The 26,386-nt window shown below is 65.7% G+C and carries 23 protein-coding genes and 1 other RNA gene; 8 read left to right on the top strand and 16 right to left on the bottom strand.

Going from position 1 to position 26,386, the window contains the following annotated elements:
• Positions 1 to 123: 123 nt before the first annotated feature.
• Entirely contained in the window at positions 124 to 1,266 is a 1,143-nt protein-coding gene (locus OXC99_08210) for a leucine dehydrogenase (GenBank protein MCY4624966.1), read from the top strand.
• A gap of 28 nt (positions 1,267 to 1,294) precedes the next feature.
• Here the strand turns inward: OXC99_08210 and OXC99_08205 are convergent, their stop codons facing one another.
• Genes OXC99_08205 through OXC99_08195 form a run of 3 tightly spaced genes read right to left on the bottom strand, consistent with a single transcriptional unit; the run spans position 1,295 to position 2,998 of the window.
• On the bottom strand, positions 1,295 to 1,672 hold the full coding sequence (locus tag OXC99_08205) for a metallopeptidase family protein (protein ID MCY4624965.1): 378 nt from the start codon (positions 1,670 to 1,672) through the stop codon (positions 1,295 to 1,297).
• Positions 1,672 to 2,523: a deoxyribonuclease IV gene (locus tag OXC99_08200; protein ID MCY4624964.1), complete on the bottom strand. Its 852-nt coding sequence runs from the start codon at positions 2,521 to 2,523 to the stop codon at positions 1,672 to 1,674. The genes OXC99_08205 and OXC99_08200 overlap by 1 nt, the downstream gene beginning before the upstream one ends.
• 4 nt (positions 2,524 to 2,527) lie before the next feature.
• Positions 2,528 to 2,998, bottom strand: a complete 471-nt coding sequence (locus OXC99_08195) for an EVE domain-containing protein (protein MCY4624963.1) — start codon at positions 2,996 to 2,998, stop codon at positions 2,528 to 2,530.
• Between the two features lie 72 nt (positions 2,999 to 3,070).
• Between OXC99_08195 and lipB the strand changes: the two genes are divergently transcribed.
• Positions 3,071 to 3,793, top strand: a complete 723-nt coding sequence (gene lipB / locus OXC99_08190) for a lipoyl(octanoyl) transferase LipB (GenBank protein MCY4624962.1) — start codon at positions 3,071 to 3,073, stop codon at positions 3,791 to 3,793.
• On the opposite strand, the gene OXC99_08185 is transcribed toward lipB, so the two are convergent.
• A complete protein-coding gene (locus OXC99_08185; GenBank protein ID MCY4624961.1) occupies positions 3,790 to 4,785 on the bottom strand; it encodes a hypothetical protein in 996 nt (331 codons plus the stop codon). The genes lipB and OXC99_08185 overlap by 4 nt on opposite strands.
• A 221-nt stretch (positions 4,786 to 5,006) precedes the next feature.
• On the opposite strand from OXC99_08185, the gene OXC99_08180 reads away from it, so the two are divergent.
• A complete protein-coding gene (locus tag OXC99_08180) occupies positions 5,007 to 6,017 on the top strand; it encodes an ABC transporter ATP-binding protein (protein ID MCY4624960.1) in 1,011 nt (336 codons plus the stop codon).
• A 3-nt stretch (positions 6,018 to 6,020) separates the two neighbouring features.
• Positions 6,021 to 6,533, top strand: a complete 513-nt coding sequence (locus OXC99_08175; protein ID MCY4624959.1) for an adenine phosphoribosyltransferase — start codon at positions 6,021 to 6,023, stop codon at positions 6,531 to 6,533.
• A gap of 5 nt (positions 6,534 to 6,538) precedes the next feature.
• Here the strand turns inward: OXC99_08175 and OXC99_08170 are convergent, their stop codons facing one another.
• The 12 genes from OXC99_08170 to OXC99_08115 all read right to left on the bottom strand — a co-directional run bounded on the left by OXC99_08170 (position 6,539) and on the right by OXC99_08115 (position 23,153).
• Entirely contained in the window at positions 6,539 to 7,516 is a 978-nt protein-coding gene (locus tag OXC99_08170; protein MCY4624958.1) for an ABC transporter ATP-binding protein, read from the bottom strand.
• Positions 7,517 to 7,521: 5 nt separating this feature from the next.
• Positions 7,522 to 8,379, bottom strand: a complete 858-nt coding sequence (locus OXC99_08165; protein ID MCY4624957.1) for an MBL fold metallo-hydrolase — start codon at positions 8,377 to 8,379, stop codon at positions 7,522 to 7,524.
• Between the two features lie 74 nt (positions 8,380 to 8,453).
• Positions 8,454 to 10,244, bottom strand: coding sequence for an ABC transporter substrate-binding protein (locus OXC99_08160; protein MCY4624956.1), 1,791 nt, complete (start codon positions 10,242 to 10,244; stop codon positions 8,454 to 8,456).
• A gap of 240 nt (positions 10,245 to 10,484) precedes the next feature.
• A complete protein-coding gene (locus OXC99_08155; protein ID MCY4624955.1) occupies positions 10,485 to 11,561 on the bottom strand; it encodes an aryl-sulfate sulfotransferase in 1,077 nt (358 codons plus the stop codon).
• Between the two features lie 132 nt (positions 11,562 to 11,693).
• A complete protein-coding gene (locus OXC99_08150) occupies positions 11,694 to 12,770 on the bottom strand; it encodes an aryl-sulfate sulfotransferase (GenBank protein ID MCY4624954.1) in 1,077 nt (358 codons plus the stop codon).
• A gap of 148 nt (positions 12,771 to 12,918) precedes the next feature.
• Positions 12,919 to 13,194, bottom strand: coding sequence for a hypothetical protein (locus OXC99_08145; GenBank protein MCY4624953.1), 276 nt, complete (start codon positions 13,192 to 13,194; stop codon positions 12,919 to 12,921).
• A gap of 59 nt (positions 13,195 to 13,253) precedes the next feature.
• Positions 13,254 to 14,693, bottom strand: coding sequence for an ABC transporter permease (locus OXC99_08140; GenBank protein ID MCY4624952.1), 1,440 nt, complete (start codon positions 14,691 to 14,693; stop codon positions 13,254 to 13,256).
• On the bottom strand, positions 14,690 to 15,745 hold the full coding sequence (locus OXC99_08135) for an ABC transporter permease (protein ID MCY4624951.1): 1,056 nt from the start codon (positions 15,743 to 15,745) through the stop codon (positions 14,690 to 14,692). The genes OXC99_08140 and OXC99_08135 overlap by 4 nt, the downstream gene beginning before the upstream one ends.
• 149 nt (positions 15,746 to 15,894) lie before the next feature.
• On the bottom strand, positions 15,895 to 18,498 hold the full coding sequence (locus OXC99_08130; GenBank protein ID MCY4624950.1) for an ABC transporter substrate-binding protein: 2,604 nt from the start codon (positions 18,496 to 18,498) through the stop codon (positions 15,895 to 15,897).
• 110 nt (positions 18,499 to 18,608) lie between these two features.
• On the bottom strand, positions 18,609 to 21,122 hold the full coding sequence (locus tag OXC99_08125; protein ID MCY4624949.1) for a sialidase family protein: 2,514 nt from the start codon (positions 21,120 to 21,122) through the stop codon (positions 18,609 to 18,611).
• Between the two features lie 52 nt (positions 21,123 to 21,174).
• Positions 21,175 to 21,939: a hypothetical protein gene (locus OXC99_08120; GenBank protein ID MCY4624948.1), complete on the bottom strand. Its 765-nt coding sequence runs from the start codon at positions 21,937 to 21,939 to the stop codon at positions 21,175 to 21,177.
• Between the two features lie 116 nt (positions 21,940 to 22,055).
• A complete protein-coding gene (locus tag OXC99_08115) occupies positions 22,056 to 23,153 on the bottom strand; it encodes a S1C family serine protease (protein MCY4624947.1) in 1,098 nt (365 codons plus the stop codon).
• Positions 23,154 to 23,894: 741 nt separating this feature from the next.
• Between OXC99_08115 and OXC99_08110 the strand changes: the two genes are divergently transcribed.
• The 4 genes from OXC99_08110 to OXC99_08095 all read left to right on the top strand — a co-directional run bounded on the left by OXC99_08110 (position 23,895) and on the right by OXC99_08095 (position 26,330).
• Entirely contained in the window at positions 23,895 to 24,593 is a 699-nt protein-coding gene (locus OXC99_08110; protein ID MCY4624946.1) for a C4-type zinc ribbon domain-containing protein, read from the top strand.
• A 39-nt stretch (positions 24,594 to 24,632) separates the two neighbouring features.
• Positions 24,633 to 25,076 carry a hypothetical protein gene (locus tag OXC99_08105; protein MCY4624945.1) on the top strand — a complete coding sequence of 148 codons (444 nt, stop codon included), beginning with the start codon at positions 24,633 to 24,635 and terminating at the stop codon, positions 25,074 to 25,076.
• Positions 25,077 to 25,116: 40 nt separating this feature from the next.
• Positions 25,117 to 25,505, top strand: an RNA gene (rnpB, locus tag OXC99_08100) — RNase P RNA component class A.
• Positions 25,506 to 25,526: 21 nt separating this feature from the next.
• Entirely contained in the window at positions 25,527 to 26,330 is an 804-nt protein-coding gene (locus tag OXC99_08095; GenBank protein ID MCY4624944.1) for a biotin--[acetyl-CoA-carboxylase] ligase, read from the top strand.
• Positions 26,331 to 26,386 lie beyond the last annotated feature (56 nt).

The following is a 26,386-nucleotide window of genomic DNA, read 5'->3' as shown; positions in this document are numbered from 1 at the left end:
GTTGACGCTCGCCCAAAATGCGTGACGAATTTCGTCACACCAAGCGAAAATCGCGTATAATGGAAAGAGAAGGTTAATTGGACGCGGCGCCGGGCCGCTCCGGCGCCGGAGAGGAGGCAAACGATGGACATCATCGAGACCCTGCAGACCGGCGACTACGAGCAACTCTTGGTTGCGGTCGACAAGACCTCCGGCCTCCGAGCCTTTGTATGTATCCACGACACCACCCTTGGACCCTCGCTGGGCGGCGTGCGCATCTGGCCCCACGCCACTGAAGCCGACGCCCTTGCCGACGTGCTCCGGCTTGCACGCGCCATGACGTACAAGAGCGCGGCGGCCGGTCTGGACTTCGGCGGCGGCAAAGGCCTCATCTGGGCTGACCCCAGCACCGGCGTCTCCAACGCGGCCATCCGCGCCTTTGCCCGCCACGTCGACTCTCTCGGCGGCCGCTACATCACCACGGAAGACGTCGGCGTTACACCGGAGCGCCTTGTCGAGATGAGCAAGGAGACCCGCCACGTCGTGGGCCTGCCCGCCCATATGGGTGGCAGCGGAAACACGTCCCACATCACCGGCTTTGGCGTGTACCGCGGCATGGAGGCAGCCGTTTACGAGGCGTTCGGCGTGGACTGCCTGAAGGATGTGACCGTTGCTGTACAGGGTTTCGGCAAGGTGGCGAACTCCCTGGTCGGCCACTTGTTGGCCGCCGGCGCACGCGTCACCGTCACGGACGTGGACCGTGAGGCCCTGGAGCGTGCCAGGCTCCTCAACTGCCGCGTGTTGGAGGACCCCGATGCCATCTACGACGTCGAGTGCGATGTCTTCGCGCCCTGCGCCCTCGGTGGCGTCCTGAACGAGAAGACCATCCGCCGCCTGCGAGCCAAGGTTGTGGCCGGCGCCGCCAACAACCAGTTGCTGACCCCGGACGACGGCCGAAAGCTCTGGCATCACGGAATCGTCTACGTGCCCGACTTCATCATCAACGCCGGTGGCGTCATCAACCTGGCCGTCGAGGTGGATGGCTACGACGAGAACATCGCGCGCGAGCGCGTCGGGCATATCTACGATACCGTGACCGAGGTGCTCAGCGTTTCCCACAAGCGCGGCATCCCGCCCCACGAGGCGGCTGACCGGCTGGCGGAAGAGCGGTTGGAGCGCGCTCGCCTCGCCCTCAAGGGCCAACTGAACGGGCAGGCCCACGAAGACCGCGAGCGCTTTCTCCGGGTGCGGACGCCGGACGGTGCCTTGGAGCACGCTGCGGCGTAGAAATCTTGTCGCCGGGAGCGGCGGGGAGCTAACCGAACCCCATTCGGTCGATCTCCTCGTCGCTCCAACCGAAGTGGTGGGCCAGTTCGTGCACGACGGTGACCTGCACCTGGCGCTCGAGTTCCTCGTGCGTGGAGCAGATGGCCTCGAGCGGCCGCTGGAACAGCGTGACCCGGTCCGGCAGCGCGAAGTTGTAGTGCCCCCTGTCTGTGAGAGGTGTGCCCTCGTAAAGTCCCAGGAGCCCGTACCCGTTCCTGATCCCCGTCTCCTCCAACTGGTCGACTGACGGCCAGAAAGCGGTATGAACGTCCACGTTATCCAGCAATTCGAGGACCTCCGAAGGCAGGCTGTCCAGCGCGTCAGCCACCAACTCCTGAAAGGCGTCCGGAGAAAGGCGGACGCTCATTACGCTGCCCCCGCAAGGTCTCTGATGGCCTTCACGTGGTCGATTTGCGCGCGGTCCGGCCCCTTCCCCTCCCCCGGCGTCTCCAGCAGGAACGGCACGTTCTGAAATGCAGAATGCGCCATGATTACCGCGAATCCCTCGTCGCCAATGTGGCCCTCGCCTATGTTCGCGTGCCTGTCGACGCCCGACGCAAAGGGAGTCTTGGCGTCGTTGGCGTGGACGGCCACAAGGTTGGTCAGCCCGATTGCCTCATCAAACTCCGCCATTGCCTCGTCCAGCATCTCCGCCTGCGAAACATCGTAGCCGGCCGCGAAACTGTGCTGTGTATCGAGGCACACCTTCACCCGAGGGCTGTTAATGCCCTCCATGATGCGCCCGATCTGTTTGAATGACGCTCCGATATGGTTACCCATGCCCGCGCAGTTCTCGATGATCAGGTTCGGCCCCTCTGGCGCAGCTCCCAGCACCTCCCGCAGCGCGGCGGCCGTCTGCGGCAGCACCGCCTCGAAGCCCTGCCCCATGTGACTGCCCGAGTGAAAGATGACACCCCGTGCGCCGATCTGCGCGGCGCACTCCATGTAGTTGGCAAGCGCCCCTTTGGATTTGGCCAGCAGCGCGGGGTCCGGACTGCCGAAGTTCATCAGGTAGATTCCGTGCAGGAAAGAGGGCAGGATGCCCGTCTCCTCAGACTTCTCTCGGAAGGCGAGTACCTCCCCCTCCGGCGGAGGCTTGTAGGCCCAGCCCTGCGGCGGCGAGCAGAAGATCTGTATCGTCTCCGCGCCTATCTCCACGGCGCGGTCGATCGCCTTGCTGATGCCTCCCGCGGACGACACGTGTGCGCCAATTCGCATCGCGCTACCCCAGGCTTCCCATTTTTGTGACGATGTCCCACTCCTCCGCTGTAACGGGCTGAATGGAGAGTCGAGCGCCGCGCTGCGCCACCATCATCTTCTCCAGTCCCGGCGTGCTCTTGATGGCCTCTAGCGTCACCGGGCTCTTGAATTCCCGGTCTGCCCGGATGTCCACCATGTACCACACGGGGTTGTCAGGGGTGCTCTTCGGGTCCGGGTGGGCCGAGTCGGGGTCCCATGCCGTCTCGTCCGGGTACCCGCCGCGCACGACTACGGCTGTCCCCACAACGGCCATCGGCGCAACGCTGCTGTGGTAGAAGAGGATGCCGTCGCCTTCCTGGATAGTGTCCCGAAGGAGGTTGCGGGCCTGGTAGTTGCGGACGCCGTCCCACTCGGCCACGCCGTCACGTTGCAGGTCGGCGTATGAGTACGCATTGGGTTCGGACTTAAACAGCCAAAACCGTCGTTCTGCCATAGCTGCCTCCCGCACCATTGTAGCGAATCACGACCGCTGGCGCGCCCCGCGCTCCTCGCCCATAATGCCCATATGAGAGAGCGCAATGGGGTGGTCTACTGGCTGGGACAGGTTGAGTACCGCCCCGCATGCGCGCTGCAGGCGGCGCTGGTGGAGGCCCGAAAACAGGGGCGCATCGGAGACACCGTGTTGCTGCTTGAGCATCCTCACGTCTACACCCTCGGCCGCCGGGGGCGCATGGATGACGTGCTCCTTGACCGTGACGCCCTCACCCGTGCCGGAGTCGAAGTTCACGAGGCCGACCGCGGCGGCGAAGTCACCTATCACGGACCCGGTCAGTTGGTGGGCTACCCCATCATGGACATTCGCCCCTTGGGCGGACCCGTGCGGTACGTCCGCGCCCTTGAGGCGGCCCTTATGGAAGCGCTGGCGTCGTACGGCGTCGAGGGCCATCGGCAGCAGGGGATGCCCGGAGTGTGGGTCGGTGAACCCGGCAACGAGCGCAAGATCGCCGCCATAGGGCTGCGCGTGAGCCGCGGCGTCAGCAGCCACGGATTCGCCCTCAACGTCAGCACGCGCCTCAGCTACTTTGAGCACATCGTCGCGTGTGGAGTGCCGGACCTGCGCGTAACGTCCCTGGAGCGGGAGCTTGGCGGAGATGTGGACCCCGCGGCAGTTAGGGAAGCCACTGCCAAAGCCCTTGCAACTCACCTGCGAATGGACATGCACTGGAGGTCCGCAGCAGACATTGAAACGATTCTCGCCCTGGAGGCGGCTGGCGCCTCCCTGCTCTAGGACTGCACGTCGATAATGTTGAACCGGATGCCCAGCATCAGGTTGCGCCAGTCGCGGGTGTTCAGCCGAATTGCTTCCGTACGGCGCCACAGCCCGGGGCTCCAGGTGTCCGCCTCATCGAGCGCGCTCATTGCCATCTCGAACTGGTCTTCCGCCATGTCCGCGAGTTCTCCCCAACGGGCCCTGTCGCTCCTTGTTGGGTTCTCGGTTTCAACCCACTCGTCAATGATGGTGTAGAGGTAATCGGCGGCTTGATACGTGCGTGCTTGCGCTTCCATGGCAAAGACCGTAGAGCGTGCCTGTCGGTGGCTCTCCACAAACGTCCGGTTGAGATCTTCGGGTACCAGGTCCACGAGTTCTTCGCTCTTGGTCGTAACCTCTGCCACGTTTGTCTTGGCTAGGTCAAAGGCCTTGCTGGACTCGCCGAAAAACTTCGCGGCCTCCCCGTAGTTGTCGTTGTTGGCGGCCCGGTGCCCTTCCTCGACCAAAAGCTGAGCGTCACCGTGATTGGGCCCAAACTCACCGTTGTTGAGAAGCTGCAATTCCTCAAGCAGACTGATGGCCATTGTGAGGTCCCGTTGCGACCCCATAAGACTCAGGACCTCGACCTGGAGCTTGCGGCTGCGCTCCTCGGCGCTTTCCAGCGAGTTCTCCGTCCGGTCCAGCTGAATCTGTGCGTTGCGCAAATCCGAGGACAGCCGCGCCGTGTCAGCTTCCATGTCCCTGACGGTGGAGCGGGACGCGTCAAGCGAGACGCTCAGGCCCGACCGTTCCGCGCTCACGTCGCTCAATTCCGTCTTGAGTGAAGCCACTTGGCTTTCCTGACCTGAAAGGCGCGCCTGCAAACTCGTTAGCTCATCTTTCTGTTCCGCGGTTTCCGCCCGGAGCGCCGTGACGTCCGGCCCGTGAACCCCAAGACCAATTATGAGGCCGCCGGCAAAGAGGGCGGCCATCAAGACCACAAGCAATGTACCCAGAAAGACCTTCTGCATCTGCACCCTCCCAGGTTGTCACTGTCATTGTATCACCGTGGATACCGCGTAGCTATCGCGTCGTTGGTGGGTTATTCCCGAAGCGGCCCTTCCGCAGTGGCGGCGCGTGTGAAGCGCCGTATTCGCGTACAATGGAAATGCCGGGCTGCAGGCTCCCTCGCGGGCGAGCGCCCCATCAACCCCATGACATTGAAACGTAAGAGAAGGGGAGCAAGATAGCGTTGCCGCCGTTATTGACCCTGAACGGCATCAAGGTGCACTTCTCCGCCAGGAAGATGCTCTTTCGGGCCGACATAGTGCGCGCTGTCGATGGCGTCTCCCTGTCGCTCAATCGGGGCGAGACCGTGTCGGTCGTGGGCGAGTCCGGCAGTGGCAAGACCACCCTCGGCCGCGCATCCCTGCGCTTGGCCCCAATCACGGAGGGCACCGTCGTCTTCGACGGTGACGACATCACTCGCATACCCGACGGCAAGCTGCGCTGGTTCCGCCGTCGCGCGCAGGCCGTCTTCCAGGACCCCTACTCCAGCATCGACCCATTCATGGACGTCCGGCAGGTCCTCGAGGAGCCGTTGCTCATCCATGCTATTCAGGACAGGGCGGATCGCGTTCACCAAGCGCTGGAAGAGGTGAGGCTGGCCCCGGCGGGCGAGTTCTCCGGCAAGTTTCCCCACATGCTCTCCGGCGGTCAGCGCCAGCGTGTCGGCATCGCCCGCGCGCTCATCATGCAGCCCGACTACATCCTCGCCGACGAGCCTGTGTCCATGATCGACGCCTCAAGCCGCACGGAGATCCTCTACCTCATGCGAGAGCTGCAGGAGCGGATGGGCATCGCTTTTCTGTACATAACGCACGACATCGCGACGGCGCGCTACTTCTCGGACCGCATAGCCGTCCTTTACCTCGGCAGGGTGGCCGAACAGGGTCTGCCGGGCGAGGTGCTGGACGACCCGATGCACCCCTACACCGTCGCGCTAATCGCAGCCGTGCCGGAGGCCGACCCGGACAACCGTCTCCGCGACCGGCCCACCGTCCCGGGCGAACCGCCCAACCCAGCCAATGTGCCCACCGGCTGCCGATTCCACCCCCGCTGCCCGGAGTTCATGGCCGGCCTATGCGACGTCGTGGAGCCGGAGCTTGTGGAGGCCCGCATCGGACGTTTCGTCGCCTGCCACCTCTACTCGCCTGTAACGCATGCTGACGGTGCCGAGACAGCGCGGCCGACCGAGGTGTAACCCATGGACCTGCACCATCTCATCCGCGACATTCCCGACTTCCCTCAACCGGGCATCGTCTTCAAGGACATCACCCCGTTGCTGAAGGACCACGCCGGCCTCGCCGCTGCCGTGGACGCAATGGCCGCTCCCTGGGCCGAGGAGCATATCGACACGGTGCTCGCCGTCGAGGCGCGCGGCTACCTGCTCGGCACGCCTGTCGCGCTCCGGCTCGGCGCCGGATTCGTCCCTGCGCGCAAGCCCGGCAAGCTGCCGTACGAGACCGTCAGCGTGGACTATGACCTCGAGTACGGCTCAGACACCATTGAGATGCACCGCGACGGCGTGGAAGCAGGCCAGCGTGTCCTCATCGTCGACGACATCCTCGCGACGGGCGGCCCCCTGGCCGCCGCAATCCGCATGGTTGAGGGCGCCGGCGCCGAGGTTGCGGGACTATCCGTCCTCGCGGAGCTTGGCTTCCTCGAAGGCCGGGCGAAGCTGCAGGGCTACCGGCTGGAAGCGGTGATGACCCTGTAGGGCCGTCAGTCCACGGCTTCTGCCGCCGTATCCTGCCGCAACCAGCACTTCGCCGTGTGCCCTGCTTCGACGGTGAAGAGGGGTGGGTCCTCCGCGAAGCAGATGTCCGTGGCGTAGCTGCAGCGGGGGCTGAAGCGGCACCCGGCAGGCGGGTCGAGCAGGTCTGGGGGCGCGCCCGGAATGAAGTCCGGCTGCTCGCTCATGCGCAGCTTCGGCGCGCTCGCCAGCAGCTTCTCCGTGTACGGGTGCGACGGGCGCCGCAGCACCCCCTCTATCCCGCCGATCTCCACGACACGCCCGCCGTAGATCACCGCGATGTAGTCGCACACATCGCTCGCCAGCGCCAGGTCGTGGGTGATGAAGATGAGGGAGAGACCCAGCTCCCGCTTGAGCCGCTTCAGCAGGTTCATGATCTGCGCCTGCACGCTCACGTCGAGCGCCGACGTCGGCTCGTCGAGCACCACAAGTTTCGGGTCGCGCACCAGCGCCATCGCGATGACGACGCGCTGCTTCATCCCGCCGCTCAGCTCGTGCGGGTAGCGCCCGAAGACCTCCGTCGGCAGGCCCACCATCTCCAGCATGGCCCGCACCTTCGCGTGCGCCTCCGACTTCGAGACCCCGCCGTCCACCAGCAGCGGCTCGGCGATCTGATGCCCCACGCGCATGACGGGGTTGAGCGAGTTCATCGCTCCCTGGAAGCCCATGGAGATCACGTTCCCGCGAATGCGCCGCCGGAATTCCTCCTCGCTCAGGGAAAGCGCCTCCACGCCATCGAGGTGCACGGCCCCCTCCGGCCCGTGCGCGTTGCGGGGCAGCAGCCGCATCAGCGCCAGCGCCAGGCTGCTCTTGCCGCTGCCCGACTCGCCCACAAGCCCGAGCGCCTCGCCCGGATCGAGCGAGAACGACGTGCCGTCCACGGCCCACAGCAAACCCCGGTCCGTGACGTACGCCAGCCGAAGGTCCTCAACCTCAAGGAATGCCACGCTGCCTACCCCACCTCAAAGCGCATGTGGTCCTCTCCCAGGACCACCTCGCATTCTACGCCCTGCTGCATGTAGCCCTGCAGCTCGTCCAGATGCTCGTCGGAGAAGAGGTGCGTGAGGACAAGCCGCTTGACGCCCGCCTCGTGCGCGATAGTCTTGACCTCTTCCGGCAGCGAGTGCTTGGTGCGCCGGGAGGCCGTGTACAACTCCTCGGTGGCGTCCTCCTTGGTGAAGGGGCGGCGGCCGTCCACGCCCTGAAGCGGCTGCCAGAAGACCTCGTGCACCAGCACGTCCGCGCCCTTGGCCAGCTTGCGAATGCCGTCGCACGGGATCGTGTCGCCGGAGAACACGATGGAGCCGTCGTCCGTGTCGATGCGGTAGCACAGCGTAAAATTTCCGCCGACGGTGAAGTGGTCGGCGCGCTCTGCCGTCAGCTTCCACGTGTCGCTCTCGAGGGTGAAGCCCGCGTCGATGTCCTGCACGCCGCTGAGGATGGTCCCGCGGTTGATGTCCGCGCTCAGCCGGTTGTTCAGGTCGATGGTGAACCCGCCGGTCACGAACAGGTCGCTCGACAGCTTCTCGGTGCCGATCGGCCCGTACACGTTCAGCGGTGTCTCGCGCCCCGACCGCCCGTGCAGCACGAAGGAGGGGTAGTCGACGTTGTGGTCGTAGTGATGGTGGGTGAACAGCAGCCGCTGCACGTCGTGCAGGTTGATGCCGTTCTCCGCCATGCGCCGCGCGGACCCGTACCCGCAGTCGATCAGGATGCTGTCGCCGCCGATCTGGATCAGGCTCGAGCTGCCGCACCGGTGGGGCCGAAGCCGAGGAGTGCCCGTGCCCAACATGAGGACCTTGATGTTCATGGCGCCCTCCCTCTACGCGGAAGCGGGGGGCGCCGCCCCCCGCTCCGTGGTCAAACTGTGATTCTCGGCAATGCCTAAGTCGACTTGAGCTGCCACAAGTGGGACCAGAACCCGGACAGCGCGCCCGGCCACTCGAAGCCGCTGACGACTTCGGGGTTCACGACCACCTCTGCTGGCAACCAGTAGAGCGGGATGCTCGTGTAGTTGTCGTAGAGGAGGTTGCCGTACTCGGTCCAGAGCTGCGCCCGACGGGCGTCGCTGGTCTCTCTGCGAATCTCAAGGAACTTCGCGTCGACTTCCGGCGTCGTGGCTACGCGGGAGAAGGAGGTGTTTGAAGTGTAGACGCTGGAACCAACGATCTGTCCCGCGCTCGTTGAACCCAGGGAGAGGTCGTTGGTGTACTGCTGGGTGCGGCTCCTGGCGCGGCGGGTCGCGGCATCGTCCTGCACAAAGTTGACCTTCACGCCAACGTCGGTCAGGTACGCGGCGATGACTTCCGCGATGTCGTCAGCGCCCGGCAGCTGCGTGCTCTTGAAGACGTGGACGTTGGTTTCCAGCGGGTTGTTCTGGCTGTAGCCCGCCTCGCTGAGCAGCGCTCGCGCCGCCGCCGGGTCGTAGCCGTAGGCCTGCGGGAAGCGGTCCACCCAAGATTGGGACCAGCCGGACAGCGTGGGGAGGAAGTTGTTCACGTACATGATCTGGCCCTTGCCCGCAAGAAGCGCATCATTCAGCTCGTCGCGGTTGACGGCCTTGTTCAATGCCTGGCGAACACGAATGTCCTGCAACGGTGAGTCCGGGTGCATTGGCCACTCGCGAGTGTCCTCGTCAACGAAGCAGCAATAGTACGTCATAAAGGTCCTGCGAAGCGGGGCCATGCCCGGAATGACCCTCATGCCGTCGCCCAGCGCCTGCCCGTAGAGGTCGTCGGGCAGGTTGGTCACGTGGATTTCCTTGGTCAGCAATGCTGCCAGTCGGGTGGAGGCCTCATTCATGTACCGGAACTCCAGCTCCGGAAATTCCGGCTGGATGCTCCGGTGGTTCTCATTGCGCTTGTAACGGAAGTAGACGTTCTGCTCCCGCTCAAGGAATTGGTAAGGACCCGTACCGACCAGCGGTTCGTCATTGATGTCCGGGTCGCCGCCAATCGAGTCATAGTGCGCCTTGCTGACGATCGACACGGCAGGCTGCGCCCTCGAGAGCAGGTTCACCAGGTCCGCGTCAAACTGGTTGAGGTGGATGAGCACCTCGTAGTCGTTGACGGCCTCGACCCTGTTGACACCGCGGCGCAGCGGCGCGCGAACGCCTCCCACGGCGTCGTCCTTGATGTACTCCTCGAAGGCAAACTGCACGTCCTGTGCGGTGACCTCACCCCAGCCCTTGTGGAACTGCACGCCCTGCTGGAGCTTGAACCGCCAGGCGCTGCCACCCTCGAGGGCCCATTCCTCTGCCAGCTCCGGGATCTGCTGACCGGTTGCCGGGTCCATACCAATTAGCGATTCGTCGATGGGGTCAAACTGCACGGCGGCGATCTGCCCGACGATACGCCGGACGTTCGCCTCCTGCGAGAACGGCACGATGCCCACGATGACCCTCTCCACTGTGGGCTCGGCCATCATGACCTGAGGTGCTTCCCGAGGCATCATTGCCGGCTCGGCCGTCGGGGCCGCCATCGCGCCTCCCGCCTCGCCCGTCGGCTGGTCCGGCGCGGCCGGAGCCGCCGGCTGCTGCGGCGCCGACGCGCTGCCCGTCGTCGTTGCCGTCGTCCCGCCCGAGTCTGATTCGCCGCCGCACGCCGCGAGGATCCCGATCATCGCTGCCAACGCCATGGCTACGGCGGCTAACCTGATGAATCCGATGTCTTTCATTAGTCTCCCCTCTCCTGGTTACCAATAATGCCAAAGGGCTCTGTATGGCTTGGGAAGCATACCTTGATTCAGATAGCATCCCCTATCTGCTGTCGGGCAATGATGCTAGCGCAAGCTAGGCAATAATTCAAGCGTCTCATGGCGGACATTCCATAATGGAATGAATTCGCTACCCCCTAAGGCGCCCAAATGCCCCCTACTGCCTCTGGATCGTCGAAGGCGGCCCCGTTTCTGCGCCCGCTACACCCGCCCCCGTATCTCCGAGCCGTCGACGGCGTAGCGGAGCGCCCGGAACACCGCGCGGTTGTGCTTCTCGCCGCGCCACTGCCGGATTTCGGGGTTCATGTACTCCCAGACTACGTCCCCATCCGTCGTAACCTCGAACAATCGACCTGTGCGGCCGTCGCAGATGGCCGTGTTGCCGTTGGGCAGCCGTTGCGCCCCGCTGATGCCCGTGCTGAAGAAGGACAGCCCGGGGTCGCCCCGGTACTGCCACACGATTTCCTTTGTGCCGGGATCAACCTCAACTACGCGCGAGTACACGCTGCCCACCGTGCGGTGCTCGCCGTTGTCGAAGATGAGCAGGTTGCCGTTGTCGAGCTGCGTCGGGTTGTGCTGGTGCGAAAGCTCGCCGGGCCCGAAGCGCCAGTACACGTCGCCCGAAGCCTTGTCGATGAAGATGAGCTGACTCGTCTGGCGGAAGCTGATGCAGACATTCCCGTCCGTGAGCTCGGTCACGCCGTTGCAATGGGTCCATTCGCCGCGAAACTCCCGCAGGCAGATCACTTCCTGTTCCGGGTCAAGCCTGTCCTTGCCGTGCCACTCCCACACGACCTCCCCGTCCCCGTTCAGCTCGAGCAGGAAATCCCCAAGCATGGCGTGGGCCGGGACGTGTCCGGGGGGCCAGTCTGCGCCGCCCCGCACCCGTGCCGCCTCCTCATCCGTCATCTCCTCCCACCCGATGACCATGATGTTGCCGTTCTTCAGCACGATGTGGTCGTGGTGGATGACCCGGTTGTCATAACGCCAGACGACGTTGCTGTCCCAGTCCAGCTCGACCAGCACTCCGCCGAAGCCGCCGCCGGTCCAGGGCTCCGTGTTGTCGTAGCACCGGACGAGGAGATTGCCGTTGTCCTTCATGAAGCCGTAGAAGGGCTTGGCCGGGTCCGGCGGCGTCCACTCGTGCACGACGTTGCCGTCCATGTCGATGAGCCGCGTCGTGTCCGCGCCAATGGTTGTGTACACCGTGACCCCGCCGTACGAGCGCTCCGGCTCGTGGTGCGTCACCCCGTGGTTGCCGTAGACTGCAAAGCCCATGTGCCTGCTCCCTTCGCGTCTCGTCCGATACTGCGGTCAAAGCGCCGAGACGACGCGTGTCGTATTGCCGATTTCGGGGTCGCGCGCTAGGTTCGCCCAGCGCCCATCGAGTGTCAAGGACGCCAGTGGCAGCTACACCCGCCCGCGAATCTCCGGCCCGTCGACGGCGTACCGGCGCGCCCGGAACACCGCCCGGTTGAACTTCTCCTCCCGAAACTCGAGGATCTCCGGGTTCATGAACTCCCAGACCAGATCCTTGTCCGCCGTCACCTCGAACAGCCTCCCGGGCCGGCCCTCGCAAACGAGCGTGTTCCCGTTCGGGAGCCGCTGCGCGCCGCTGATGTGCGTGCTGTAGAACGAGGCCGTCGGGTCGCCCTTGTATTCCCACACGATCTCCTTCGTGGCTGGGTCGAGCTCCACTACGCGCGACGTGGCGGCCGCCTTCGGCCGGTGTTCGCCGTTGTCGAAGACCAGCAGGTTGCCGTTCGCCAGCAGCGTCGGGTTGTGCTGGTGGAAGAGCTCCCCCGGCCCGAAGCGCCAGCACACCTCGCCGGTTCCCTTGTCGATGAAGATGAGCTCGCTCGTCTGCCGGAAGCTGAGGCAGATGTTGCCGTCGGGCAGCTCCAGCACGGCATTGCAGTGCGTCCATTCACTGCGGGTGTCCATTGGGCAGATCATGTCCTGCGCGGGGTCAAGCCTGTCCTTTCCGTGCCACTCCCAGACCACCTGCTTGTCCGGTGTCAGCTCCAGGAGGAAGTCTGCTAGCATCTCCTTCTCGTTCCCCTCGTCGTCGAGTTCCTCGTACCCGCCCTGTACCCGCTCCTTCTCTTCCGCGGTCATTGGCTCCCAGCCGATGACCATGATGTTGCCGTTGCGCAGGACGATGTGGTCGTGGTGGATGACCGGGTTGTCGTAGCGCCACACCACGTTGCTGTCCCAGTCGAGCTCGACGAGGACGCCCCCGTTGCCGCCGTGCAAGTACGGCTCCGAGCCGTCGAAGCACCTCACGAGCAGGTTGCCGTTGTCCCGCAGGTAGCCGAAGAATGGCTTGGCCGGGTCTGGCGCCGTCCACTCGTGCACCACGTCCCCGTCCATGTTGATGAGATTGGTGTTCGGGCTGCCGAAGGTGCTGTACAGCGTTACGCCGTTGAAGGTGCGGTCCTTTTCCCAGTACGTGACTCCGTGGTTGCCGTGCACAGCGAATCCCATGCGTGTGCTCCTTCGCGAGTATTGCGGCCTGCGCTGCGACATGCCCATCGACGCGCAGAACGCAGCCGGCCTGAGGATTTCGCATAAGATTCGCCGGGCGCAGGATGGGTGTCAAGGCGGGAAGGAAGTTGCGGAGGGCGTGCCGGGGCTAGTCTGTCGGCGTCAGATAGAAGTTGTAGCCCTCCTCGTCCGCGGTGACGTCGAGCATCATGTCCCCAAGGTCCGCGTTCATGTCGGGGTCGACCAGGAGTACCGGCTCGCCCTCGCAGCGGAAGACCATGTCCAGCAGGTCCGGCTCGTCCATCTCGAAGGCGAGATCGTCGCCGTCCCAGATGACGCGCATGACCTGCCCGGACGGGTGCCCCTCCGATATGCGCCCGTGCAGAAGGGCTTCCAGCGCCGCCGATGTCACGTTGAAGAGCATATGAAGAGTATACGGCAACTATCTGGCGTTTTCTTGGAAGTTACGGCTGGGTTTTCGCGCTATCGCATCGTGCGGAGACGCGGGTTCAGCACCGGCTCGATGGCCAGCGCCAGCAGCACGAAGGCCATCGCCGTCAGCACGATGAGCAGCCCCGGCGGCAGCACCCACCACCAGTAGCCGACGTACACCGCCCCCGTGCGGAAACCCTGCTCCAGTATCTGCCCCCACGTCGGAATCGACGGGTCGCCGAGGCCGAGGAAGCTGAGGCCCGCCTCCGCAAGGATTGCCGCCGGCGTGAAGAAGATCATCTGCGCGAAGACGTACGGCGCCGTCTGCGGGAAGATGTGCCGCAGCATCACGCGCCGCTGCGACGCCCCCAGCGCCTTCGTCGCCTCCACCAGCTGCCCCGAGCGGAGCTGCAGCACCATGCTGCGAATGAGGATCGTGAGCCCTGGCCAACTGAACGCAACGAGCACAAGGATGATGAGGAAGAGGTTGGACCCCAGCACGATGACCATGAAGATGAGGATGGGCAGCAGCGGCACATTCGCGACGACGTCCGCCAGCCGCTGGATGGCCGTGTCCACCCAGCCGCCGAGGTAGCCGCTCATGATGCCCAGCGACGCCCCAATGCCCGTCGTGAGCGTTGACGCCAGCAGTCCGATGAAGAGCGCCACCGGGAACCCGAACAGCAGCCCCACGAACAGGTCGCGCCCCTGCGAGTCCGACCCCATGCCGCCGAACACGTCCCCGCCCACCACAACCTTTGCGCCGTCCATGCTGTCGTTCTCGTCGGCGAAGGTGGCGGTGACGACAAAGGTGTACTCACCCTCCAACGGCTCGAAGGCAACATCCTCTCCCGCCGTCGGCGTGCCGAAGGCCGCGTGGTCGCCAAAGCCGCGCAGGTCCCGCTCGTCGAACGCCGTGCCGTAGCGCTCGTTGTGGTAGTCGGCGAGTGCCGAGCGGAAGGTTTCCTCCGTGCTCAGGAGAATGCGGTACGGGTTGTTTACGTAACGCACGAACGGCCCGTCCTCGCCGTCGCGTGAGCCGGAGGGCACGTGCTGCAGCAGCCGCACCGTGCCGCCGTCGGGCCGCTCGAGCGCGAGCGTGATGAGCGGCGGCCGCCCGTAGAACGTGACCGGCTCCAGCGAGAAGGAGATGAACGTCGGAAAGCCGTCGAAGGTGTGCGCGAGGGGCAGCCGATACGTCTCCGCCGTCACGCTTCCGGCGGTGCGCACATCGTCCGGCTCGGCGGTGACGAGCGTCGCGTGGGCGACGTTGTCCGACCCGGGGAAAATGTTCGTCCACGTCGGGGGCACGGCCTTGGGGTTGTCGGCCCACACGGCGGGGTTGCTCCACTCCCGCGTCCCAAAGTCGAGGGGGTAGGTGGCAAGCACCCATACGGACACGGCCACCAGGAAGCCCAGCAGGGCCAGCCCCGCCTTCCCGATAGCGCTCCCCACGAGCACCCTCACCGCGCCGCTGAATGTTGCGTTCATCCGCTGTACCGTACCCTCGGGTCAAGCAGGAGGTAGAGCACCTCCAGCACGAAGCGCGCCACCACGTACATCAGCGTGAAGATGAAGGTGAGCGCGACGATTAGGCCCTCGTCCGGCGTGCCCGCCACCGCCTCGAAGTAGAGGCGGCCCATGCCGTTCCAGTTGAACACCGTCTCGACGAGGATGGAGCCGCCAAGGGAGCCGACGAGGCTCAGGATGAGCCCCGTCACGATGGGCGGCGCCGCAACGCGCAGGATGTGCTGCCGCATGACCGCGCTCTCGGCGAGGCCCTTGGCGCGCGCGACAAGCACGTGGTCTTCCTGCGCCACGTTCAGCGTCATCGTCCGCACGGCGTACAGGTACGGCCCGACGCTCACCAGCACGAGGGTGATGATGGGCAGGATGGCGTGCTTCAGCAGGTCGAAGAAGCGCGCTATGCCGCCCTCCGGAGGCGGCGTGCTGAACATGCCCCCGCTCGGCAGGATGTTGAACTGGAATGAGAGCAGCAGGATCAGCAGGATGCCCGTCCACCACGCCGGCAGCGCGAATGACACCGCCGCCCCAAAGGACACGACGCGGTCGAGGCGCGTGCCGACGCGTGTCGCCATCTTGACGCCCACCGCAAGCCCGATGACCGCCGTGATGATGAGGCTCGTCGTCAGGAGGATGGCCGTGTTCGGTAGCCGCTCCAGCACGATGTCGGAGACGCGGCGGCTCCCCTCGGAGCTGCGCAGCGTGCGCGCCTCGCCGAGGTCCAGGGTGATGACGCGGAAGACGGTCGCCGGCATCCGCTCCCACCACGCCTTGTCGAGGTCGTAGAAGACGATGAGCTCCTGCCTCCTGACCTCCAGCGCCTCCTCGAGCGCGTCCGTGTCGCGGGCCTGCGTCGCCTGCGCCGTGCGGAGGGCGCGGATCTCCTCGTTGATGACGGCTGTCAGGATGCGGTCGGAGAACCCGGTGGAGCCCAGCGTCACCACGAGCAGCACAAGCACAGTGAGCAGCACGCCCAGCAGCGTTGCGGCGCGAATGCCAAGGGTGCGGACGAGGGCCAATGGGCTCCTCCGTCAGGTTCAGTATCGGCGCGGCGCAGTGCCGCTCGCACCAGTATACCGAAGGCAACGGGGCAAAGCGCGAGTACGGGTCAAAGAAAGGGACGGTCCCAAAGGAGCCGCCCCTGCTGAGTTCATCTTGAATGAGGTCCCTACCGCCAGAACCGCCGCCGGAACACCAACCCCAACAGCGCGAGCCCCGCCAGCGCGTACACCGACTCCGCCTGCTCCCCGCGGCCGCAACCGCCGCCGGTGTCCTGCTGCGTTGGCGTCTGCGCCTCGGGCTGCCCCGCGGCCGTCGTCGCCGCAGGTTGCGCGGTGTCCATGGTGGTGGCCGTCGTGGTGCTCGGCGTCACCACGGCGTCCAGCGACGCCTCCAGGTCGATGCGCCGCTGCGTCATGCTGGAGACGGCGTCGCTGTACCCGCCGAGGTAGAGCTGATACAGGCCGGGCTGCAGGTTGTCGCCGACAGCCTGGTCAAGCGCGATGGTGAACGCGCCTCCCGCGCCGGACTGCGCCTGCCCCATCGCCAGCACCTTGTTCTCCGCCGGGTCGAAGAGCGTGTACTGCAGCCCAACGGTGCCGGGGCCGTCCACCTGCACCGTCAACGCGTTGGCCGCGCCGATCTGCAGCGCAGATGGCGTGTCCGACAGCCGCACTAGCTCGGCCTCGCCGAAGCTGAAGTCGCCCTTGGAGAAGGGGTAGTCCGGGTGCCGGTTGGCCGTCAGCTCTGCGAACTGCGCCGGCGGGTCGTAGCGGGTGAGCATGAACGGGCCGTTGCTGATGACCATCAGGTTGTGCTCGCTGAACCAGTCGAGCACCGCCTGGTAGCGGTCCTGCGCCTCGCCCGCCGTCACGTACGACCGTCCATTGACGGTGAACACGCTCTCGGGAACCGTGTCGTTGCGCTGAAAGTCGAGCAGCGTCGTGCGGACGAGCCGTGCGTCGCGGTCCTGCACCAGGCTGATCCACGGCACGTCGAAGCGGGCGGCGGCGGTGTCGCTGTAGGCGGCGCGCCGCTGGTTGAAGACCAGGTCGTCCATGGCCGCCAGCACTTCCCACGGCATGGACACGCTGGACGGGCTCGCGTAGGACGCGATGTAGTTCTCCTCGAAGTGCCAGAAGTCCACGTAGACCTCCAGCCGGTTCTCGTCCAGCACGCGGATGCCCTTGAAGGTCTCCAGGAAAGGGCGCGCCGTCACGGCCAGCGCGCGCTCCACCTTGGATTTCTCCTCGTCGTAGGCCATGTCGAAGCCCTGGTAGATGGAGTAGAGGACGTCCGCCATCGTGATGTCGATGCCGTGGTGCCACTCCGCCGAGAAGTACTTGCTGTAGTCGAGGGTCACCTTGCTGGTCGCCTGCGTCCCGGCGGGCACGTTCTTCCATGTGTCCGTCGGCGGGTCGACCATGACCGCGTCCGAGGGCACGGACAGCTTGCCCGACGGCCCCGCGGTCTCCACCTCGAACGAGGCCCGCACCGGCTGCGGCACCCCGGAGAAGGGATGGTTCCAGATGGGCGGGTCGTTCAAGTTGCGCCAGATGTCCGTGCTGTAGACGTCCCCGAAGCCGCCGACGGGGTTCCACGTCGTCCGCTCCGTCCACACCCAGAGGTGCCCGACGGTCAGCTCGCTCTGACCTGGCACCTCGGCCTCGCGCAGCGTCCACGGCGCCTTCGGCCCGGCGACCAGGTCCTGCGTGACGCCGGTGAGGGCGCTGTTGGCCGCGAAGCTGTTTTGCACCGTCGCGACCCATATGCGCACCGAGTCCTCCACGGCGATGCGGGTGGCGCGCTCGTAGAGCTCGTTGCGCTCCCCCTCGTTGCTGAACTCACCCGTGAAGATGCGCTGGCCGATCTCGTCGAGCTCCTCGTTCTCGTACTGCCAGAAGCCGGCCTCTCGCCATCCGGGCATCCCGCCGGTCCACGGCGCCGTGAACTGGTTGATCGACGAGTAGTCGTACCGGTTGGGGGCGGAGCGGCCCCAGCCCTCCGTGTACAGGTGCCACTCAAAGGTCTGCGGGTTGGACGAGTAGACCGTCAGGATGGCGGGCGCGAAGTTCTGGTACACCGGGTCCACCTGGAAGCCCGCCTCGCGAAGCTCCGCGCGGACCAGGTCGCCTATCTCGCGGCGCTCGTCCTCGATGCGGATGATGAACTTGATGCGGATGGGCCTGCCGTTGTAGTTCCACACGCCGTCGGCCATCTCGGCCCCGGCGTCCGTCATGGCGTCGTTGATGAGGCCGCGCGCGTACTCAGGGTCGTAGCGAATGTTCAGGTCGCGGATCAGGTCGAAGACCGTGAGCTGGTCGAAGTCGGTCGGACTGACGTGCGTGACCATGGGGTCCGCCATGCCGCGGTAGATCTCCCCCGCCACGAACTCCCGGTTGACCAGGTGCTGCATGGCCCAGCGGACGTCGCGGATGGAGAAGGGGTTGAGCTGCCCCTCGGGAGCCTCCGCCGGGTTCAGGATGATGGATAGCGTTGTGGCCGGGGCCTCGAAGATCTGCAGGTCGTCGCGGCCCCGGAGTTCGGTGGCCGCCGCCGTCTTGAGGCCGAAGAGGTAGAGGTCCATGTTCCCCTGCTCCAGGTCCAGGGGCGCGCGGTCTACATGGAAGGCCTTGAAATAGACCGTGTCCACCGCCGGTCCCGTCTGCGACTGCTCGGGGCTGGCGGCGTACGCGCTCCCCACGCCGAGGGCGGTGACCAGGAGCATGACAGCGCTCAGGGTGAGCATGAGCCGGAATCGACGGGCCTGCATGTGGCCTCCTCCTCTTATGCTATCAATACTCTCGTGAGGACGCGCCGCCGGACGGTGCGTGTCCCCGCATTTTACTTGTCATAAACGATGCGTCTACTACCCACTCCCGGCTAGGACGAGGTCTTTCGCGCGGCGAGGAACGCCAGTCCGCCCACCACGACGGCGGTGCCGGCCACGGCGACGATCAGCAGCCACCACGGCGCCTGCGTGTCCTCGATGATCGGCGCCGGGATCTCTGGTATGACGACCTCCGGCGCGGTCGCTGGCGCGGGCTCCGACGGCGGTGCCGGGACGGCCGCGGCCGCGAGCGCGCCTAACCCTTGTAATTGCGCCTCCAGTGCCCCCATCCGGTCCACCAGGTCTTCCTGGGTGTCCTGGATGTTGTCAAACCCGAACTCCATGAAGAAGGACGATGTTGCAAAGTTGCCGGAGTCGTCAAACACATCGATGGCGTGGGCCCCCTCGCCCGAGATCGGGATGAACACCTGGCTCGTGAACCGGCCGAGATCGTTGGTGCGCTCCGAGGCGACGGACACGCCCCCGACACGGATGAGCACGTTGATGTCGGGCTGGAAGTTGAAGCCCTGCAGCGTGACCGGCTGTCCGCCCGGGCCCGCCGGCGGGTTCAGGAACACCTCCGGCGACTGTATTGCCGCGCGGCGCGTGAAGCCGATCTTCTGGTTTGTCGGGCCGAACTCACCCAGGCGCGTGTCCGCCCACGTCATGTACACGTCCTTGTCAGAGGCGGCGATGGAGAAGTAGTCACCGATGAAGACGCCTCCCGGAAAGCCCTTGTTGGCGTTGGAGTGGAAGTCGGTCACGCGCGTGTCCGGCGTGTCGATGTCCAGCTCCTCGTCACGAAAGCCCCAGGTGTTGCCCTGGTCCGTGGAGGTTGTGTAGTAGATGTGATAGCGCGTCTGCGCGCGGTCGTCGCGGAAGTCGCCCCACATCACGTGCAGGTCGCCGTTCGGCGACGTGGCGATGCTGGGGAAGAACTGCAGGTGGTGCGTCTCGTCGCCGTTCAGCGCCCTGGCGCGGGTCCACGTCTCGCCGCGGTCCAGTGAGCGCGTGAAGTAGATGTCGCCGTCGTCCACGCTCGAGTCCGGCGGCCGCCCGGTGTACACCACGTACACCTCGTCCCCGGGTCCCGTCGCAATCTGCGGGAACGACGATCCCCAGTAGCGGAAGAAGCCGTTGCGCGGCGAGAAGCCGGTTTCATTGAACACGCTTGTGCGGATCGGCTTCCCGAATGTCTTGCCGTCGTCATCCGAGCGGGCGATGTAGTTTTCGGCGAGGCCCTCCTGGGAGTCGTCGTCTGTGGAGTCCAGCCACGTGACGTAGACGGTGCCGTCGGGCGCGACCTGCGGTTGCGATCCCTGCAGCACGCGCTGCGAGCCGGTGGCCTCCCCGGGGGCGTCCTGCAACTCCTGTAGCGCCTCATCAGAGGAGCCCTCTTCGGAGGCGTCGGGCTCGGAGCCGCTGCCCGCGGCAAAGACCCTGCGCACGACGGGGCTGACCACCACGGGTTGGCTCCAGCTCCTCCCTCCGTCCTCGGAGCTCACGACCTGGATGGAGGTCTCAAGCACCGGGACGCCGAAGAACGGGAAGTTGCCGGAGAACGGGAAGACGATGGGGTACACGGACTCGAAGTGCGTGTAGGTGACGTAGATGATGTCCTTGTCCGGATCGTCCGCGCTGGGGCCGATGGCCAGCCACGGCTTGTCTAGGAACCCAAGGCTGATGTCACCCTCAAGGCGTCCGGTGCGGCCCGGCGCCAGGTTCTTGTCGATGGTGCTGCGGTAGGTGGAGATGGGCTCGCTCCACGTCCGGCCGCCGTCCTCCGACTTGGTGATGCCGATGCTGGACACCGTGGCCGCGTCCGCGGCGGGCCCGACCGTGAACTCCTCCACCCCAATGGAGATGAAGATCACGTAGACGTTGCCGTCCCGGTCAAATGCGACGACCGGGTCGCCGCCTGCGCCGATGTCCTCGGCGAGGAAGGGCGGCTGCGAGGGGCCTTCCCACGTCACGCCCCCGTCGATGGAGACATAGATGCTGATGTTGGGGAAGTTGTAGTCGACTGCGCCCATGACCAGGTGGTCCGGGTCGTTCGGGTTCACCGCGATGTGCGGCTCAGTTTGGATGGGCGAGTTGGAGAAGTCCCGCGGGATCAGGATGTTGCGGCTGAACGCCGGTGCCGGGTCCCGGAACGGCACCAGCCCCGCCCCCTGCGAGACCGGGGCGGTCGGCGGTGCGGCCGGAGCCATGAAGACTTCCGGGATGTTCTCCCAAGCAAGGCCGGGGGGCGGCCCATAGTTGTTCCGGGCCTTGTGGGTGTAGTTCAGCGGGCCTCGCGGGTCCATCCCCCGGGCCATGATGCCAACGGAGCTGGAGAGGATGTCTGTGAAGGGCGTCAGGTAGGTGAAGGGGGCAACGTTTACGTAGTTCTCCACTTCATTGAAGAATGGGCTCACCACCTGGGGCGCCCGACGGTTCAATTCTTCCGGGTCGGCCTGCGCGTTGGCGTCGTTCTCCGGCCCCTCGGCCAGGGCTGCGTGCGGCGCCGCTGTCAGCAGCAGGATGAGGGCCAGCAACCCCACGACCAGCCTGATGCTCCGCTTCATGCCATGCTCCCCTTTCGCTCTCCTCGTTTATCGCGCCGGTCCGGTGTCTGCCCTAGTTCTCGACGAGGCCGGTTGCAACGTCGATGCGGTTGATGAGCAGCAGGAAGACGTCGCTCTGCAGGTCGCCCGAGAGCGTGCCGAACTCCACCGCGCCCGTGTCGAAAAACGCCTGCAGCGACTCGCACGTGTCGGTGTATTCTCCCTCGAACCACTCGAAGTACGTCGGCAGGAACTGGATGACGCGGTCAACCTTGGCTCCCAGCGTGGGGTCTGCGGCCACCGCAAGCTCCTTCACCGTCTCCCAGTACTCCGTCGCCTCTTCCAGCGTGTCCGGTGTGTCCTTGCGCAGTTCGACCAGGAGCAACCGGTCGTCCGCCAGCGGCACGAGTGCCTCCGTAAAGCCGGAGATTTGTGAGGTCAACGCCGCTTCGCCGCCTATTTGCGTCTCCAGGGCCCTCACCTGCCTCTGTGTCGACGTGAGATCGACTTGCAGGCCCCGCTGCGCCGCCTCCGCGGCCGCGAGAGCCTCGCCCTGCCGCTTGATCTCATCCATGAGGTTCTCGTTGGTCGCAGTGGTAAGCGCGACCTCCTCCTTGAAGTCGGCCACCTGGTCAAGGAGTTCCTGGTACCGCGAGTCCTTCTCGGCTATAGACGCTTCCAGCCGCGCAACCCGTTCCTGGCTTGCGTCGAGGGTCGACGCCGCCTCAGTGGACTGGGGTTCGAATGCCACGTACCCGATGCCGACTCCGATGCCCAGCGCCAGCGCGATCAGCACGAGAGTAAGGCTCAGCGTTCCCATCGAAGTCGACTTGAACATCTGCTTCTCCTTGCAGGCGGACCGGCCCCGTCGGTCACGCACGCCGCCGCCTGCTCACCACGATGTGTGTTCTATTGTCCCGGCTATCTCTTGGGATGCGGCAGCGCCCCGCATCCTTATGAAATCTCTGTGCCCTCGGCCTCCCCAGCGGCCTCTTCTTCCGGCTCCGGGGCGGTTGAGAAGTAGCCCTTGCCGGCGCGGTAGAAGGAGTCCAGGCCGAACACCAGCAGCGGCGCGGGGTCGTTGACGTCCACCTGCCAGATTGTCCACGCTTCCACCCTGGCCCCTGGGTACAGCCGGGCGCTCAGGAAGGGCTGCGGTGGCCGGGTATTGTAGGGAATGATGTAATCATGCCCATCGCTGGAGAGCAGGCCGAAGTCGAGCTGGTTCACCCAGTCGGTGTGGCCCTCGGGTCCCTGCGTGTAGTCGATGCGCACCCACGCGAGCATGTATTCCGTGCCCGGGAACGCCGGCAGGTTAAAGCGGTATGCCTGCTGGATGATTTCCCATGCCGGCTCACCGCGCAGGACCTGCACCACCGTGATGTCGTGCGCCAGCGGGCTGCCGTCGAAGTACCGGCTCACCACGCGGACGGGGTAGTTCAGCGGCGCCGGGTCGCGGTAGGAGTGGCCTGGCCCTGGCTTGATTGGCACCAGGTTGATCTCGCCCTCCTGCAGGCGGCGGATGAGGCCCTTGGTCTGGTCGTCCATGCCGATGGCCCAGCCGAGCGTCACCAGCGGGCTCGTGGTCGCTGGCGCGCGGCTGATGACCCCCACGACATACCCTTCGTCGGTCAGGACGGGGCCGCCGCTCTGTCCCTGGTGGAACGTGGCGTCGGTCTGCAGGTAGGCGTATTGCTGTTCATCGTGCAGAAGAATCTCCGATACGATGCCTGTGGTTGAAGTCGTGGCCTCGTTGAAGGGCGTGAACCCCGTGGAAACCACTTGGTCGCCCTTCTGCAAATCCTCAAGGCTCCCGAACGGAAGCGCCGTGAGATGCGGCCCGCCGCTGATCTTCACGACAGCGAGGTCGCGGACTTCGTCCCGGCCAACAACCAGGCCGGTCTCTATGCTGCCGTTGGCATGCGTGATGGCTACCGACGCGTCGGCGCCCACAACGTGCTCCGCGGTCATGACGTACCCCAGCTTGTCGAAGATGAAGCCGGATCCCAACCCGCCGGAGGACTCCACCTGCACGATGGCCGGCCGTACCATATTCAATATCTCAGTGAACGTGGGCTTTGGCGGCGGGGCCGGCGTGGGCGGCGGCCCGACTGTCGCCGCCGGTGCAGCCGTTGGCGCGGCAACCGTCGGGCGAGGCGTAGCCGTTGGCGACGCTGGTTCGGCCGTCGGCGCCGGGGCGGGTGTCGCGGGCGCCGCAGTCGGCAGCGGTGTGGGCGCGGGCGCCGTTTTCGTCTCCGGAGCCTCATCCGTGCAGGCGATGAGTCCTGCAGTCAGCAAAAGAACGGACACTGCGGCTAAGACCCTATTCATAACAGTTCCCTTTCCGCTTGCTGGGACAGGGTGGGTTCAACGCAGTATAACGGGAGGCTGGATTCAAGTCGGATCAGACGGACGGCGCTTTTCCTGTGCCGGCACAAGGCCCAACGACTCCGGTCTCAACGCCATGGCTGTGTTGCCCTCTATGGTACCAACCCCCCGCACAAAATGAAACGCACCAGTATAGGGCCACACGCCCGGCGCTCCAGGTACCGGCTCGCCGTTCAATGAGCTGACGGTATGGCTGGAATGTCCGTGCATGCATAACCCCGTAAGCCTTGTAACGGACGCCCGCGTCGCGAGGGTATCACTGCGCGCGAATTTGCTCGACGGCGCAGCTGCGCGGGGACCTGAACGGTGCCCACGCGCCCGCCTTCCGCTCGTTGACACAAGTATGGCCGGTTTCTAGAATGTTGCCCTATTTCCCACACCCACTCTGTTCTGTGAGCGACGCCTATGGCGACCATAGAGGCCCTCTACAGGCTCCAGGAATTGGAGCTGGCCCTCAAGGAGAGTAAGACCGGCCTTGCCGGTATCGCTGCGCGGATAGAACGGGACGAACACGCGCTCCACGCCCACGCCCTCGCCGTCCGCGCCCAGCGGGCCCTCGCCGCCCTTGAAGCCGAGCAGGCCAAGCTCGACGGCGAGGTGCAGGGTACTGCCGAACACCTGAAGGGTTTGGAGCAACGGCTCTACAGCGGAAGCACCGCCGCCTCCAAGGACCTGCTTGCGCTCCAGCGGGAGATAGCCCACTTCAAGGAGCGGCAGGGCAATCTGGAGGAGCAGCTTCTGGCCAAGATGGAGCAGGTGGAGACCGCGCAGACTCGCGCCGCCGGACTGGAGGCCGCCTACCAGGACGCCGAGTCCCAATGGCGGGGTTCCCTGCCGTCTCTGCAGGATGAGCAGCGTCGGCTGCAGCAGCACGCCGAGGACATCGCCGCGGCGCGGAACGAGGCGGAGGCGGCCTTAACCCCCGCTGAGTTGAGAGGTTTTCGCAGCCTGGAGGCGAGCAGGGGGCAGGCTGTTGCTCGACTCGAGCGAGGCATGTGCGGCGGCTGCGTCATCGCCGTTCCCTCGCACGAGATCCAGCTGATGCGCTCCACCCACGACCCTGTCCGGTGCCCCAACTGCGGCCGCTTCCTCTATCCGGGGTAGCCCCGAGTCTCCACGCAGATCCCGATACCGAGGTCAGCATTGAACCCGCAGCTATCGCTCGAGATCAAACAGGTGGCCGTTTGCCTCCTCGTTGTGGCCGTCGCCCTCATCGCAGTGGGAATCATCAGCAACACCCTTGCGCGGCACGTCATTCAGATAATTCCGCCGCTGCTGGCCTTCCTGATCATCCCCCGCTGGATGTTCGCCGGTGTGTGGGCCGCCGTCGGCGTCCTCGGCATGTGGTTCGCGGTCATGTTGGCCATCTGGGCGTACCTGCTGGGGCTGTCCGACCTAGCCTCCGGGACCTTCACCAACGTCGATGTCTTCCTCACCATCGTCATCGCCGGATGCTCTGCCCACGCCATCCAGAAAGCGGTCCAGGGCGCCCGTCGAGGGCCGCTGCTGGTCGGCGTCGTCGCCCTCGCGGGAGGCCTCGCCGCGCAGGTGGCGGCCATTGTCCTCAGCTACGAGCTATTCGCGTGAGTCGGACGCCTGACTCTGCCCCTGCTACAATGTCATGGGGCCGGTGGGCTGGGTGGCCGCTCCGATTCGTCGGAGAGGAAAGTCCGAGCTCCTCACGGGCAGGGTGCTGGGTAACGCCCAGGCGGGGAAACCCGACGGAAAGCGCCACAGAAACATACCGCTCCGGCTTGCCGGAGTAAGGGTGAAATCGGGAGGTAAGAGCTCCCGGCCGACCGTGGTGACACGGCGGCGGGCAAGCCCCACCCGGAGCAAGGCCAAATAGGGGGGCCAAGAGCGCCCGGCTCGCCCCCGGGTTGGCCGCACGACCCCGCCGGCAACGGCGGGGCTAGAGGGATGGCCACCGCCCGTTTGGCCATAAGGAGGAAGCCCCTTGGGGCGTAAACTCATGGCGGACGGGTACAGAACTCGGCTTACAGGCCCACCGGCCCCTTCTCCCTTCGAGCAAGCGCGATGACCCCCGACACCCTCACCGCCCGCGAGGTCAAGCGCGGCCTCGCGACGGCCATCGTCGGCGCCCGCGTCCGCATCTACCGCTCCCTCCCGAGCACCATGGACGCCGCCCGCCGCGCTGCCGAGGGTGGCGCCCCCGAGGGCACAGTCGTCCTCGCCGAGCAGCAAACGCGGGGCCGGGGCCGCTTCAACCGGGAATGGCTCTCGCAGCCCGGCCAGAACCTCTCCCTCTCCATCCTGCTCCGTCCCCCTCTCGACCGGATGCGCACCCTCAACATGGCGGCCAGCGTCGCCCTCGTCGAGGCCATCCGCGCCACAACCGGCCTCGCCGCGACGGTCAAGTGGCCCAACGACGTCCGTGTCCAAGGCAAAAAAGTCGCCGGGGTGCTCATCGAGGCACACGCCGTGGGGGACCCGGCCGGCTACACTGTCCTCGGAATCGGCCTCAACGTGAACCACGATCCCACGCCGTCGCTGCCGCCCCCCGCAGAGGCCACCAGCCTCGCCGCAGCCCATGGCCTCCCCGTCGACCGCCTCCCCGTCCTGCAAGCGTTCCTCCGTTCCCTCGATGCCCTCTACGCGCCGGAAGCAGACGATGCCGCCCTCTTGCAGCAATGGCGCAAGACCCTGGACACCCTCGGCCAACGCGTACGCGTCGCATGGGGCGGCGACGGCGCCACCATCGCGGAAGGCGTCGCAGAGGACGTCACCCGCAACGGAGACCTCGTCCTCCGCCGTGACGACGGCACGACGGTGTCGCTGAACGCGGGCGAGGTGACGGTGCTTCCACCAGCCTCCCAGTAGCGTCGACTTGAGGAATCCCGATCTTATCCATCCCTGCTCTGTGACCCCCTCCCCTC

The organism is Chloroflexota bacterium (genome assembly GCA_026713825.1).
Taxonomy (GTDB): domain Bacteria; phylum Chloroflexota; class Dehalococcoidia; order Lucifugimonadales; family UBA1127; genus UBA1127.
This window is presented reverse-complemented; position numbering and strand designations above follow the sequence as displayed.